The 13292-nt window shown below is 58.0% G+C and carries 13 protein-coding genes and 1 tRNA gene; 4 read left to right on the plus strand and 10 right to left on the minus strand.

Annotated features, from left to right (window positions below; all coding sequences use genetic code 11):
- The first annotated feature begins 48 nt into the window (after positions 1–48).
- The 3 genes from ABWV79_RS08520 (at position 49) to lptF (ending at position 2007) form a co-directional block, all read left to right on the plus strand.
- Positions 49–124 (plus strand) — tRNA-Trp (locus ABWV79_RS08520).
- Positions 125–528: 404 nt separating this feature from the next.
- Positions 529–732 carry a hypothetical protein gene (locus ABWV79_RS08525; protein ID WP_353391361.1) on the plus strand — a complete coding sequence of 68 codons (204 nt, stop codon included), beginning with the start codon at positions 529–531 and terminating at the stop codon, positions 730–732.
- Between the two features lie 141 nt (positions 733–873).
- Entirely contained in the window at positions 874–2007 is a 1134-nt protein-coding gene (gene lptF / locus ABWV79_RS08530) for an LPS export ABC transporter permease LptF (RefSeq protein WP_170527246.1), read from the plus strand.
- Here lptF and ABWV79_RS08535 read toward each other — a convergent pair.
- Complete coding sequence (locus ABWV79_RS08535) at positions 2004–2834, minus strand: LysR family transcriptional regulator (protein WP_353391362.1); 831 nt, start codon at positions 2832–2834, stop codon at positions 2004–2006. The two genes, lptF and ABWV79_RS08535, sit on opposite strands and share 4 nt — an antisense overlap.
- 101 nt (positions 2835–2935) lie before the next feature.
- Here ABWV79_RS08535 and ABWV79_RS08540 point away from each other — a divergent pair, with 101 nt between their 5' ends.
- A complete protein-coding gene (locus ABWV79_RS08540) occupies positions 2936–3526 on the plus strand; it encodes an HD domain-containing protein (RefSeq protein ID WP_353391364.1) in 591 nt (196 codons plus the stop codon).
- Here ABWV79_RS08540 and speB read toward each other — a convergent pair.
- The 9 genes from speB to ABWV79_RS08585 form a co-directional block, all read right to left on the minus strand.
- A complete protein-coding gene (gene speB, locus ABWV79_RS08545) occupies positions 3523–4365 on the minus strand; it encodes an agmatinase (protein WP_353391365.1) in 843 nt (280 codons plus the stop codon). The genes ABWV79_RS08540 and speB overlap by 4 nt on opposite strands.
- The gene (gene nspC / locus ABWV79_RS08550; protein WP_353391367.1) at positions 4362–5531 is read right to left on the minus strand and encodes a carboxynorspermidine decarboxylase; all 1170 of its coding nucleotides are present in this window, start codon (positions 5529–5531) and stop codon (positions 4362–4364) included. The genes speB and nspC overlap by 4 nt, the downstream gene beginning before the upstream one ends.
- Before the next feature lie 107 nt (positions 5532–5638).
- Positions 5639–6850: a saccharopine dehydrogenase family protein gene (locus ABWV79_RS08555; RefSeq protein ID WP_353391368.1), complete on the minus strand. Its 1212-nt coding sequence runs from the start codon at positions 6848–6850 to the stop codon at positions 5639–5641.
- A gap of 14 nt (positions 6851–6864) precedes the next feature.
- A complete protein-coding gene (speA, locus tag ABWV79_RS08560) occupies positions 6865–8754 on the minus strand; it encodes a biosynthetic arginine decarboxylase (RefSeq protein ID WP_353391369.1) in 1890 nt (629 codons plus the stop codon).
- Between the two features lie 102 nt (positions 8755–8856).
- Positions 8857–9939, minus strand: a complete 1083-nt coding sequence (locus ABWV79_RS08565; RefSeq protein WP_353391370.1) for a DUF1513 domain-containing protein — start codon at positions 9937–9939, stop codon at positions 8857–8859.
- Positions 9940–9942: 3 nt separating this feature from the next.
- On the minus strand, positions 9943–10956 hold the full coding sequence (locus tag ABWV79_RS08570; RefSeq protein ID WP_353391372.1) for an imelysin family protein: 1014 nt from the start codon (positions 10954–10956) through the stop codon (positions 9943–9945).
- Entirely contained in the window at positions 10953–12494 is a 1542-nt protein-coding gene (locus tag ABWV79_RS08575) for a di-heme oxidoreductase family protein (protein WP_353391374.1), read from the minus strand. The genes ABWV79_RS08570 and ABWV79_RS08575 overlap by 4 nt, the downstream gene beginning before the upstream one ends.
- Entirely contained in the window at positions 12454–12939 is a 486-nt protein-coding gene (gene bfr / locus ABWV79_RS08580; RefSeq protein ID WP_353391376.1) for a bacterioferritin, read from the minus strand. Before bfr ends, ABWV79_RS08575 begins: the two co-directional genes overlap by 41 nt.
- Positions 12887–13180: a (2Fe-2S)-binding protein gene (locus tag ABWV79_RS08585; protein WP_170724151.1), complete on the minus strand. Its 294-nt coding sequence runs from the start codon at positions 13178–13180 to the stop codon at positions 12887–12889. Before ABWV79_RS08585 ends, bfr begins: the two co-directional genes overlap by 53 nt.
- Between the last annotated feature and the right edge of the window lie 112 nt (positions 13181–13292).

Consider the following 13292-nt stretch of genomic DNA (forward strand, 5'->3'; position numbering starts at 1 on the left):
AAAGCCTCTTGAGTCCGCCGCGCGGCTGGCATATCTGATGCGCACCTTAGGGGTATAGCTCAGTTGGTAGAGCGACGGTCTCCAAAACCGTAGGTCGCGGGTTCGAACCCTGCTGCCCCTGCCATTAAAATCAAACACTTAGACGCGTTTGTATTTGCCTACCCGAAATTTTTTGTGCGGTTTTTTGTGCGTTATTCAAAAAAACAGAACCCGATTCCATTGCGTCTAGTCGCATGAAACGGTTTGCAGCTTGGGTTCGATTTTCTTGTGCTGATAGTTGAATATGAACACAATTAGAATCATCTAGTGCGGGAGCACTGGTATCTTGGCATGCATCCAAGACCCCTCACCTATCAGCGGCAGCAAAACGAAACGCGAGCGACATAATAGCGTTGGCCTTGGCCATCTGTCGCTTCAGAATTTCCGCCAGCTTCTTCAATATGTAGGGATGTCAATACACAACTAACGGCCGGTGTTGACACTGCGCGTAGAACGGGCAGGTTCGTAATAGAATTACGAGGCTCAGATATGGACGCACCTATTATCCAACTTGTGCTTTTTCTCTTGTTATTGATTTTCGTGATCTGGCTCTACATTCTGCCGATCACGATGGCGGGACGCCGCAACCGATCCGGTCTCATCTGGTTTCTGATAGGTCTTGTCGCATCACCCTTATTGGCGATCCTGTTGTTGCTTGCATTGGGTGACGCACCAGGACGACCGACGGCCTGACCGTACGCGAAGATAATGTAATTTGCTCCAAAATCCCTGACGACGGACGTTCAATTTGGGCTATTCCTTCGCATTCCGGTTTCCTCGGCCCAGCGATTGGCATATTGTCCGGTGAAACACCCAAGGGCCGGATGAGGATACATGTCGCGTTTCGATGGATATTTCCTGCGACAATTGCTGATTCTGTTCGGCTTTTTCACTCTAATTCTGGTGGGGGTCTTCTGGATCACTCGCTCGGTTAGCCTGTTTGACCGCGTAATCAGTGGCGGACAGTCGGCGCTTGTGTTTCTGGAATTTACCGCCCTGACTCTGCCGACGCTAATCCGAACCGTGATGCCAATGGCTGTATTTGCTGCGGCCGTCTACGCAACCAACCGGCTGAGTCGTGAAAGTGAATTGACCGTAATGCTGGCGACCGGGTCCAGCCCGTGGCGCCTTGCGCGCGCGGTTTTCCTGTTTGGTCTTGTGTCTGGCGCCATGATGGCGTCGATCAGTATTTTCCTGCGCCCTGCCTCGGTCGAACAGCTGGAACTGCGTCAGGCCGAAGTCGCAGGCGACGTGACCGCTCAACTGTTGAACGAAGGTGAGTTTCTGCACCCGACCACTGGCGTCACGGTATATATCGGTCGGATTGACCTGGATGGGACTTTGCACGAGGTCTTTGTGTCCGACCGCAGGGATGAGGCAACTCCCGTGAGCTACTCCAGTAAAACGGCCTATCTGGTCAATGGCGGTTCGGGTATCCATCTGGTTATGGTGGACGGTGTTGCTTTGCGCCTGGATCAAGAGGGCAAAACGCTTTCTTCGACACTGTTTGAGGACGCCTCGTACGACATCTCAGGGTTAACGAACACCAATCGGATGACAGAACGAAGCCTCGAGGCGATCCCGACCAATGAGCTTTTTCAAAACCGGGCGGAAATAGCAGCGGCGGAAGGATTCACTGAGGGTGAATTGATCGAGGAGCTGCATCAGAGGTTCTCGTGGATCGCCATTTGCGTCGCCGTTTCAATGGCCGGATACGCAACCCTGATGCTGGGTAGTTTTTCGCGATTTGGCCTATGGCCGCAAATCTTCGGTGCCTTTACGATTTTGGTGCTTTTAGAAGGTGTGCGCGGTTTTGTTTCGCCCATTGTCGTTGCCGATCCGGGGTTGTGGATCGTGCTGTATTTGCCAGCAATTATCGGTATCCTGATATCATGTCTGTTCCTGCTAATCGCAGGGAGGCCGTTGGTAAGAGGACGGTCCAGACTGCGGCAGGCGTCTGCGGCTTAGACAGGTTTTCTCAGATCAGTCAGGCAATCCCGAATGTTGTCAAACGCGGGGCTGGAACGGCGCGTGACCAGATAGAGTGGCAACATCAGATCTCGCGCGTCGGGCACAGCCGTCAATTCGCCAGATGCCAGATGGTCGGCGATAACGTAGTCTGGAAAATAGCCGATCCCGCCCCGCCGCAGGATATAGCGAAGCGCCATCATGCAATTGCCCAGAAACACTGTTTGTCCCGATGCACTGCGCGCGGTTGAGCGAACATGGTCCTGATAGACCTCACCCAGTTCCAGGTTGACGAACACCGGGTCGCCGCCCGAGCCTGCGGATTTGACGAGCCGCAAGCGCTCTGGGGCTAGTTCGTCAGAAATGATCCGTGTGTCTGACGGTTTTTCGTGGGTAAGGGCCGCGTCCAATACATGTGTGGCGACCGCGTCGATCATGTCCAGATCGTGGTCGTAGTTAAGGGTCAGTAGCAACTGGCCCAGTTTCTGCTCAAATCGAACAGCAAGATCGACAAGCAATGGATCCCAGATGCTGAGTTGCGCTCCAAGACGCAGAGCTATCCGGTTTGTCGATTGAGCAGGCAGATCCCGCGAAGCAAAAGACCACAGAGACAACATCTGCTCGGCATAGGGGCGGAATTGTCGACCAAAATCAGTCAGGGTGGTGCCACCTGCACCGCGGTTAAACAGCTGTTTTCCAGTCGCTTCCTCGATCGACCGGATACGGGCACTGACTGCGGTCTGTGTCACGTTCAGCTTGCGGGCGGCGGCGTGGAACCCTCCGGTTTCGGCCACGCATAGGAAAGTCTCGAGCGCTGTGATTTGCATGTTGAAAGTATTTTTTCATCGAATTGATAAAATCAAATCATTTTTTTGGAGGCATGGTTCCGCGCTACTCTGTGGTGAACGATGTGCATAAGGACCGTGTCATGCTGGACAAAAGCCACAAACCCACCTGGACCAGTTTCGAAGAGGCGACGAAAGCCGATTGGGATGCGGTCATGGAGTATGAAGAGGCGTACAATGCCGCTTTGCCCGACCGTATTCTGGACGCGATCCGGTCGCTGGACGAGGAATGGACGCCATACCCGGTCAACCGCTATCAGCATAGTTTGCAGGCCGCGACCCGCGCCTATGAGGATGGGGCTGATGAAGAACTGGTGGTCGCTGCCCTGATCCATGACACCGGCGATATCCTGTCGCCATACAATCACGGTGAGCTGTCAGCGGCGATGATGAAGCCCTATGTCAGCGAGAAGACCTATTGGATATTGAAACATCACTGCGTGTTTCAGGGTTACTACTACAACCACCATCTTGGCGGCGATCGAAACGCCCGCGACAATTACCGCGACAGCCCGTACTGGGAAGACTGCCGCTATTTCTGCCATGAATACGATCAGAAGGCGTTCGACCCGAACTACCCGACCAAGCCGCTGGAGTTTTTCGAGCCCATGCTGCGTCGCGTATTGAACAAGGGCGAGGGGCACATGGAATTGCACGAGACTTCCGAAGGTTAACAGGACGCCATCAGCCGATAGACGATCTGCGCGGCGGTGAAATCCCACGCCGCGTTGCCATCGGGGGCCAATTCGACCACGTCGAACCCCACGCATTTGCGGCCTTTAAGGGCATGTTCGACCAACCGCAGGGCTTGGTAGTAACCGAGCCCGCCCGGAACCGGGGTGCCGGTGGCAGGCATCAACGAAGGGTCCAGACCGTCCACGTCAAAGCTGACATAGACCAGCTCGGGGAAGTCCTCGGGCAGGTCGACGGCATGGACATTGCCTGTGACCAGCTCCTCGGCATCCACATGGAAGACGTGGTTTTTCAGACGGCTTTGCGCCTCTTGGGTGGAAAACGCGCGGACGCCGAATTGGGCCAGTTTGATGCCTTCTTCAGCCAGCAGATGCATAACTGACGCGTGCGAATGCTTCTCGCCCTGATAGGCATTGCGCAGATCCGCATGGGCGTCGATCTGGACGATGCCGACGGGTTGGTTCAGCGCCCGCGCCACACCCATCACTGCGCCGTAGCTGAGCGAATGTTCCCCACCCAGCGCCACCGGCACTTTGCCTGCGCGAATGGCGGCCTCGGTGCGTTGGGCAAGGCGTTCCATCACGTCAGGGAGGGGGCCTTCGCAATCCAGCGGGTTTTCGGTGAAAATGCCCTCGACGCAGGGCTCGGTATGGCCGGTGATACGCTCCAGTTCGTTGCTGGCTTCGATGATGGCCTCGGGGCCTTTGGCGGTGCCCGAACCGTAGGACACGGTGCGCTCCAGCGGCACCGGGATCACGCGGAACCGCGCGTCTTCGGTGCGCTCGGACGCGGTGAGTTCACTGTCGAGGAAAATGCTCATGAGAGGCGGTCCTTAAAGTCGTCATAGCCGAATTGTTTGATGATCTTCAGCTCGTCCGTTTCGCTGTTCCACAGGGCGATGGTCGGCAGGGGCACCCCGTTGAACGTGTTGGTCTTGACCATCGAATAATGCGCCTGATCTAGGAAGGCAAAGCGCTGCCCTATCTCCAGCGGCTGGTTCCACGTGTAGTCGCCGATCACGTCACCGGCCAGACAGGAGGGGCCGCCGAGGCGGTAGGTATGGCCTGCCTCGGCCTCGTCCATCAGGGTGGGACGGTAAGGGGCCTCGATCACGTCGGGCATGTGGCAGGTGGCCGAGATATCGGTGATGGCGAGATTCATGCCATTGATCGGTAGGTCGAGGATTTCTCCGACCAAAATACCCGCGTCCAAGGCGACGGCCTCACCGGGTTCCAGATAGACGTCGACGTTGTACGTTTCTCGGATGGCCCTGATAAAAGCGATCAGCCCTTCGCGGTCATAGTCGTCGCGAGTGATGTGGTGCCCGCCGCCGAAATTCAGCCATTTGAGCTGCCCGAGGAAGGGTTTAAGCTTCGGCTCGACCGCAGCCCATGTGCGCTGCAGAGGCTCAAACCCCTGTTCGCAGAGCGTGTGCATGTGAAGCCCGTCGACGCCGCTCAGGGTCTCGGCGGTGAGTTGGCTGACGGGTGTGCCGAGGCGCGAGCAGGGCGCGCAGGGGTCGTATTTGGGGATCTCGCCTTCAGAATGTTCCGGGTTGATACGCAGGCCGACCTGAACGTTCGCGGCTTGCGCTTTCGTGAGAAACCGGTCCTTTTGCGCGGGCGAATTGAAGATGATGTGGTCCGACAGCGACAGGATTTCTTCGATATCCGCGTCTTTGTAACCAGCGCAGAAGGTTGCAACCTCACCGCCATATTCTTCGCGGCCGAGGCGGGCCTCGTAGATGCCGCTGGCGCAGGTGCCGCCGAGGTGCTGGCGCACCAGCGGGGCGAGCGAGAACATGGAGAAGGCCTTGAGCGCGCTCAGGACATGCGCGCCAGATTGTGTGCCGATATCAGAGAGGATGCGTAGGTTTCGCTCGATCGCCTTTTCGTCGACCACGAAGCAGGGAGTGGGGACGCGGCTGAGGTCGAAATTGCGAAAGGCACCGGCGTCGCCGGCTTGGGTGGTCATCATGTCGGACATGTCAGGCGTCTCCGATTGTAGAGAGGCCGGGGGGGCCAGCCCCCCGGTCCCCCCGAGGTATTTTTGGCCAGATGAAGCAGGGCGGCCGTGGGGACCGCCCGCGCGGATCAGAAGGTGACCGGGCCGTCGAGTTCGTGGACCTGCCACGGCAAGCCGTGGGTGTTCAGCATGTCCATGAAGTCATCGGGATCGAGCTGTTCCATGTTCCAGACGCCGGGCTCGGTCCAGTTGCCTTTCAGCACTTGGGCCGCGCCGATCATTGCTGGAACGCCGGTGGTGTAGCTGACGGCCTGGCTACCGACCTCGGCATAGCATTCCTCGTGGTCGCAGATGTTGTAGATGTAGAAGGTCTTTTCGCCTGAGCCATCCTTGGCCTGACCTGTGGCGATGTCGCCGATGCAGGCTTTGCCCTTGGTTTCCGCGCCCAGATCGCCGGGATCGGGCAGCAGGGTTTTCAGGAACTGGATCGGGATGATTTCCTTGCCGTCATGCATCACTGGATCGATGCGAGTCATGCCGATGTTCTCCAGCACCTTGGCGTGCATGATGTAGGCGTCGCCAAAGGTCATCCAGAAGCGCGCACGCTCGATCTCGGGGAAGTGGGTGCTGAGGCTCTCCAGTTCCTCGTGATACATCAGGTACATGTTCTTGGGGCCGATGGCGGGAAAGTCGAACTCGACTTTGTGGGTCATGGCGGGGGAGTGTTGCCACGCGCCGTTTTCCCAGTGACGCACTTCGGCCAGCACTTCGCGCAGGTTGATTTCCGGGTTGAAGTTGGTGGCGAATTCCTGATCGTTGCTGCCGCCATTGGCGTCCAGAACGTCGATCTGGCGGATCGTGTCCAGCTTGTGTTTCTTCAGCCATTTCGCGAAGACGGATGTCACGCCCGGATCGAAGCCCGAGCCGAGGATGGCGGTCAGGCCGGCCTCTTTGAACCGCTGCTGATAGGCCCATTGCCAGTGGTATTCGAACTTAGCCTCATCCTCGGGCTCATAGTTCGCGGTGTCGATGTAGTGGATACCGGCCTCAAGGCACGCATCCATCAGGACCAAGTCCTGATAGGGCAGGGCGAGGTTCACAAGGATTTCCGCACCGGTCTCTTTGATCAGCTTGACCGTGTCTTCGACCTTGTAGGCGTCGAGTTCGGCGGTCTTGATCTCGACCCCAACGCGTTCTTTCACGGCTGCGGCGATGGCATCGCATTTCGATTTCGTGCGGCTGGCCAGAGTGATCTCGGTGAAGATGTCCGAGTTCATCGCCATCTTATGCACGGCTGCGTGGGATACGCCGCCGGCGCCGACAACCAGTGTTTTGCCCATGGTCTGTCTCCTTCTTATTCGTAATAGGTGTAGCCGTTGATTGAGTCGCGATAGGCGCTCATCAGGGATTTGCGGTCTTTTGCCATCAGAGTACCGGTCGAGATCGCCTCGTCCACCATTTTGCGGAAGGCGGCGACGCAGTCTTGGGGATCGAACTCGACATAGGACAGGACCTGACTGATCGTATCGCCCTCTTGTTCATGCAGCAGGTCGAAGCCGCCATCGGCGCGCAGGTCGATGGTGACGACGTTGGTGTCGCCAAACAGGTTGTGCAGATCGCCCAGCGTTTCCTGATAGGCACCGACAAAGAAGACGCCCATGAAGTATTCGCCGTCTTCGGGCAGGGAATGCACCGGCAGGCTGGGCGAGACGCCATCGGCCAGAATGAACTGGTCGATCTTGCCGTCGCTGTCGCAGGTGATGTCGCTTAGCACAGCGCGGCGGTCCGGCGTTTCGTTCAGCCCCTGCAGCGGCACGATGGGGTGCAACTGGTCGATGGCCCAGACATCGGGCAGGGATTGGAATAGCGAGAAGTTGCAGTGGTAAATATCAGCCACTTTCTCAAGCTGGTCGTCCACATCCGTGTCCAGTTCCTCACTGGCCGCCAGCGCCTTGAGGCGGGCCATCAGCGACAGGTAGATGCGTTCGGCCCGGGCCATCTGGCGCAGGTCGACATAGCCCCGGCGGAACACGGCGCGCAGTTCGTTGCGGTAAAAGGTGGCGTCGTTCCAGCATTCCTGCAGACGGTCTTGGCTGAGGTACCCGTGAACGGCGGCAAGGTCGGCGACCATGTGATGATCGTCGGGTTCAACCTCGGGGCCGGTGGGAGCGTCATAGAGGGTGCTCTCCAGCACGTTGAAGACCAGCATAGACGAGGTCGCCACCACGGCGCGCCCGCTTTCGGTGACCAGCGTGGGGTGCGCAATTTCGGCCTCATCCATGGCATAGGCGACGGTTTCGACCACGTTGGCGCAGTATTCCTCGACCGTGTAGTTGATCGAGTTCTCAGCGGCCTTTTTCTCACCGGTATAATCCACGCCCATACCGCCGCCGAGATCCAGATGGGTCAGCGGCACACCCTCGCGCGTGAGTTCGGTGTAATATCGGCACGCCTCGCCCACGGCGCGGCGCACGTCGTTGACGTCCTGCACCTGCGATCCCAGATGCGAGTGTTGCAACTTCAGGCAGTGCAGCAGCCCCGCCGCCTTCAGCTTGTCCACCGTGGCGACCAGTTGGTCCGTGTTCATACCAAAGGCCGAGCGGTCGCCCGAGCTTTCTTCCCATTTGCCGCTGATCTGGTTGGTCAGTTTCACCCGCACACCGATCAGGGGTTCGATGCCCAGTTCGTTGTAGACCTCGATCACCGTGTCCGCCTCTTTCGGGCTTTCCAGAACGATGACGGTGTTGAAACCAATCTTGCGGGATAGGATAGCCAGCTGGATGAACTCGGCATCCTTGACGCCGTTGCAGACGATCAGCGCCTCGGGGGCCAGACGATGGGCCAGCGCCACAACCAGTTCGGGCTTCGATCCGGCTTCAAGCCCATAGTTGTATTTCTTGCCGAACTCGACGATGCGGTCGACCACCTGTGCCTGCTGGTTGACCTTGATCGGAAACACGCCGCGATAGGGGCCTTTGTAGCCCACCCGCGCGATGGCGTCGGCAAAACTTTCGTTCAGATGCGCGATCTCATGTTCCAGATAGGAACTGACCCGCAGCACCATCGGCGCCTTGATCCCCCGGTCATCCAGATCGGCCAGAATACCCGGCAAGCTGATCGCAGCCGCGTCGGGGACCAGTGGGTTTCGCAGGCCGATCTCGCCCTGCTCTGTCACCTCGACAAGGCCCTTGCCCCATTTCTCAACTCCGTAGATGGAATGCGGTGCGTCGGGCGTCTGTTTCAATCAAGTCAGTCCTTTGATCCGTGGGGGTGCGGTTTTGCGCTTGCCCATACGGCAGCAGTTTGATTCGTCCAAGTGTAATCTATGTGACGGGAACTGACGAAGTTACGCGCAAGTGCAGACCGGGATCAAGTGATTGTCCCAATGGCAGTCTGGGTGGGCTGAGATGCGGACTGAGGAGGTGAAGGCTCCGATCTGCCCGGTTCCGGTGGTAAAGACAAATCCCGTGGGGCCGGGGCCGATGCCGCAGACATCCTCAAGACTGAGAGCGGCGGTCAGCGCGCCGGCAGTGACGTCGAATTGATGCAACGCATTGCCGCGCGGGCATGTGATGGCGACGCTTTGGCCGTCTTTAGTAAAGGCGATGCTGCCGGCGTAGCCCTGAAGCGTGTTCTGGTCGGCTGCTGAGGCGGCCAACAAGCGGGGGTCCTCGCCGCGCTGGTGTAGACCCAGTAGCGGAGGATGCTGCGTCCTGTCCCCCTGCCATTGCATCGCAAACGCCACCAGCCCGTCAGACCGCACCGCCAGATGGCGGATCGAATTCTTGTGCAGCGCTCTTGGCAGCGTGACCTGCTCTAGCACCGTGCCCGCCAAGTCCAGATAGGCCAGGCTTGGCTGCATCACGGGTAGGTTCAGCTTACTGCGCCCGGTCTCGGGGTGGGTTTCGATCCCGCCATTTGCCACGACCAGCGTCTTGCCATCAGGCATCAGGCGCACGTCATGCGGACCAACCCCGCCCGAGGGAAACTCGCCTTGTCGTGAATATGTCGCCGTGTCCCAGACGCCGATCACACCCGTGCCCGCCTCATAGTCGTTTTCGGTAGTGAAGAGTTGCGAGCCATCCGCTGAAAACACGCCGTGGCCATAGAAATGGTGACCTACGGGTGCTTTCAGCCGCGCCATCTCAGCACCTGCCGCGCAGTCGATGACCACAGCGAAAGTACCTGGTCGTCGGGCAAACGCGACGGCCTGCGCGCGGGATGGGTGGGCAGCTGCAGCATGGCCACGAGCTGGCAGCGGAAGGGAAAACTGAATGTCACCGTCTACTGCTAGCCCGACAAGCCGGTAGGAGTCGTCTGGAAAGAGCGCAGCGGCAAGAAAATCAGGCGCGCCGACCGCTGCCCAACCGCGCTTCGGGACGAGACCTGTAGCCACCAGGCCGGCCAGAAAATGACGTCGGTTGGTCATCCGTCAATCCCCGTCCAATGAGTTGAACCCGGCGCTGATACCCAAAGTCGGGCCTAGCCGAGTTGCGGCAATCTGACGGGCATCTTCGATTGACTGCTGCAGAGCCTCGATACGAAGCCGTCCTTGCGGTGACGACACTCCGTCAAGTGTCGGATCATCCAAGGATTGTGCGCGGAGGATTGCTTTATCCAATGCACGATTGAGATCGGCCGAAATTTCGGGGTGGTTTGCGGATAGATGTGTTGCCAGGTCTCTCAGTGCGATCAAAGATAGCTCTACGTGCCTCAGCGAGCGGCCAGAGCGACGTGCCTCGGCGCGCTTGGGACGGGGTCGATCGAAAGTCCCCATCGGACGCCCCAAACGTGTTTGGGCGGTGAATTCCAGCCCTGTGACCAGCGATTTATATAACTCTTGCAGGGCTTCGTCATCCGAGCGGTAAGGGCTGTCGGCACCTGGCTGGGACAACGATGGCGCATAGACTTTCCATTCTTCCGACATGGCGTTGGCATTGCTGTTGATGTCAGTCGTGATGGCACGAATGAGCGCGCAACGATAAACCTCTGTACCCTGGTCCGAAAAATGAGGTTCGAAAATCATCTGTTCCAAAGCAAAAAATCCGCGACCGGCGATCGAGGTTTCAGCGAAGAGTTCAGGGGTTTCGACAGCGGTGTCCTCCGAAGCAATCAGCCCGGACAACGCTTTGGCTGTGAACCCCTTGGTGTCGGGCCAGAAAGCCAAAGCAAACGCACGATCGTCCACTTCGGATGGACCAAACCTAAGGTGGCTGGCGGAAATCCATTTGTCGAAAGCAGCGTGATAAGCGGCGCGCAGTTCAGACGATTCAGATGTACAATCGGCCTGCGCTGTTGCGGAGAGCACAAAGGTCGACTCTGACAATTCAGAAAATCTGGGCAGTATGTGTTCTTCAGTCACATCCGCAAGAACTTGCCCACGATCCTGTGCCGACACCACTGCAGGCAGACATATTGATAGGGCCAAAGCGAATTTACGCATCATAGACTCTCTAGAAAGCGGATCAGGGCGTCGCGATCGGGTTTTGGCATGGCAGTAACTGCGTCACGAGCGGCCTGTGCTTCCCCTCCGTGCCACAAGATCGCTTCGAGCAGCGAGCGTGCGCGCCCGTCATGCAGAAACTGGGTATGACCCGAAACCTGTTGTGTCAGGCCCACTCCCCACAGAGGAGCAGTGCGCCATTCCCGGCCTGTGGCCCGCGCTTCTGGGCGGTTGTCGGCCAAACCTTCGCCCATATCGTGCAGCAACAGATCGGTGTAGGGCCAGATCAATTGGAAACTGTGCTCGGGGCGGTCTTCCAAGCGGTGGGTCACATATGACGGGGTGTGGCACGACGTGCATCCCGTTTCGTGGAACACCTGTTTTCCGCGGAGAACTTGTGGATCGCCCAAGTTGCGACGCTCGGGCACCCCCAGATTCCTGCTGTAAAAGGTGATCAGGTCCATGCCTTGCTGGTCGATCTCGAAAGTGCGGTCGTCGCGATCGCCATGCGGCGCCTTCACGCAATCCACCTGCAATTCAGTACAATCGCCGTGGCCAGCAGGATAAAGCGGGCTTGAAATTCCGATATCTCCGGCAAAGGCCGCTGCCGATTGCTCCATGATCGTGGGCATTCCGGCTTTGTGGCCAAAGCGGCCCGTCATGGGCTTTGCATATTCTATGGCCCAAACGATATTGGGTCGTCCGGAAATGCCGTCTCCGTCTGCGTCGTCGGGATCGGCCTTGGCCAGTAGGTCTTCGACCGGAATCGCTTCCAGCAATCCCAAGCCGATCATTTGTGGCGCGACCCGCGGGCTAAGCATGGCCTGAGGGTGTAACGGCCCGTAACCCAGATCTGCGGCGACATATGTCGGTTTGCGCAGCGTGACAGTTTCGCCATCTGCAAGCGTAACGGGGACGTCCTCATAGGTGATGTCCAGCCGGTATTCCGCCGGATGGCCGGGCAGCGCCAGATCTTGCATCTGCCCGCCATAGTTTGGTTCAGGTTGCGTGGCGATGTAATCTTCGATCTCGGTAGGGTTGGCCCCGCCGGGGATCGATATGCGCAGGAACATCGACACGGCACTGTCATTCAGCCTATTTGGCGTATGACCGCGCCCGTCTTTGATGTGGCATCGCTGGCACGACCGCGCATTATAGAGTGGGCCCAGCCCATCTGACGCCAATGTCGATGACGGAGAAGAGACCCAGAGTTTTTTAAAAAGCCCATTGCCGACCTTGAAGTCCAGCTCCTGTTCGAATTCCAGATTGCCTGACGGTTGCGAAAACGCGTCCGCATCCGTGCGCAAACGAACAGTCGCCGCCCCTGCGGGCAATTCTTCGAACTGTTGCGGTGCGCTGAAGTCTTCAGGCGGGGCGGTCACTTTGGCGATCCGCGCGGCCTCGTCGTCGGTTCTCGGCAGAAAGTTGAGGTGAAGGTCCTGCAATTCGCCGGACAGTGAGGGGGTGGCCGCCAAAGCCGCCACCGCCAAGATCGAAAGTTTACTCGCCTTCGTCCATTTTCGATGCGTTGAGATGCGCATAATTGGCTTCGCCAATCCTTTCATACAGATCAAGCTGCGTTTCGAGGAAGTCGATATGACCCTCTTCGTCGCTGATCAATTCTTCAAACAGGGACATGGTTACGTAGTCCCCGGCTTCGCGGCAGAATTCGCGGGCCTCAACATACAAAGCGCGCGCGTCGTGTTCGGCGGCCAGATCGCATTCCAGCGTTTCTTTGGGCGTTTGTCCGATCCGGAGAGGGTCCAGCTTTTGTAGGTTGGGGTGGCCTTCCAGAAAGATGATCCGTTCGATCAGCTTGTCTGCGTGGCCCATCTCTTCGATACTTTCCTCGCGGCTTTTCTTGGCCATATGGCCAAGACCCCAATCTTCCTGCAAACGGTAGTGCAACCAATACTGGCTGACCGCTGTCAGCTCATGCCGCAGGGATTTGTTGAGGTATTCGATTACTTTGGGGTCGCCCTTCATCTGCACTCTCCTGTGATACTTCGCTGCGCAACGCGCGAAGTTGCATGGGGACTTCCAGCTTATCGCTGGAACGCATCGTGTCTAGGAAAAGTGGCATGCATCCGCCACAATCCGCTGATTTTCCAAGGGCATGATAGATTTTGCCCGGGGTGATCACTGCATGGGGGTCCGACGCGCGCATCCAGTCGATCGCGGCATGGATTTCGGTGTCCGAGATGTTCGTGCAATGGCAAACGATCATGGCAAGGTGCCTTAGGCTGTTAATCTGACTATAATAGTAGGTTAATTGACAGAAGTTCTGCGTCATACTGTCATTCAGCTCTCAAAAGCCCGAGAGGCGGCGGTGAGCCGCC

This window comes from Ruegeria sp. HU-ET01832 (genome assembly GCF_040371315.1).
Lineage (GTDB): Bacteria > Pseudomonadota > Alphaproteobacteria > Rhodobacterales > Rhodobacteraceae > Ruegeria > Ruegeria lacuscaerulensis_A.

What these genes read in the sequence shown, in the direction of transcription:
- ABWV79_RS08525 (WP_353391361.1), top strand. Translation starts at nt 529, where the DNA reads ATGGACGCACCTATTATCCAACTTGTGCTTTTTCTCTTGTTATTGATT.
- lptF (WP_170527246.1), top strand. Translation starts at nt 874, where the DNA reads ATGTCGCGTTTCGATGGATATTTCCTGCGACAATTGCTGATTCTGTTC.
- ABWV79_RS08535 (WP_353391362.1), bottom strand. Translation starts at nt 2,834, where the DNA reads ATGCAAATCACAGCGCTCGAGACTTTCCTATGCGTGGCCGAAACCGGA.
- ABWV79_RS08540 (WP_353391364.1), top strand. Translation starts at nt 2,936, where the DNA reads ATGCTGGACAAAAGCCACAAACCCACCTGGACCAGTTTCGAAGAGGCG.
- speB (WP_353391365.1), bottom strand. Translation starts at nt 4,365, where the DNA reads ATGAGCATTTTCCTCGACAGTGAACTCACCGCGTCCGAGCGCACCGAA.
- nspC (WP_353391367.1), bottom strand. Translation starts at nt 5,531, where the DNA reads ATGTCCGACATGATGACCACCCAAGCCGGCGACGCCGGTGCCTTTCGC.
- ABWV79_RS08555 (WP_353391368.1), bottom strand. Translation starts at nt 6,850, where the DNA reads ATGGGCAAAACACTGGTTGTCGGCGCCGGCGGCGTATCCCACGCAGCC.
- ABWV79_RS08565 (WP_353391370.1), bottom strand. Translation starts at nt 9,939, where the DNA reads ATGACCAACCGACGTCATTTTCTGGCCGGCCTGGTGGCTACAGGTCTC.
- ABWV79_RS08570 (WP_353391372.1), bottom strand. Translation starts at nt 10,956, where the DNA reads ATGATGCGTAAATTCGCTTTGGCCCTATCAATATGTCTGCCTGCAGTG.
- ABWV79_RS08575 (WP_353391374.1), bottom strand. Translation starts at nt 12,494, where the DNA reads ATGCGCATCTCAACGCATCGAAAATGGACGAAGGCGAGTAAACTTTCG.
- bfr (WP_353391376.1), bottom strand. Translation starts at nt 12,939, where the DNA reads ATGAAGGGCGACCCCAAAGTAATCGAATACCTCAACAAATCCCTGCGG.
- ABWV79_RS08585 (WP_170724151.1), bottom strand. Translation starts at nt 13,180, where the DNA reads ATGATCGTTTGCCATTGCACGAACATCTCGGACACCGAAATCCATGCC.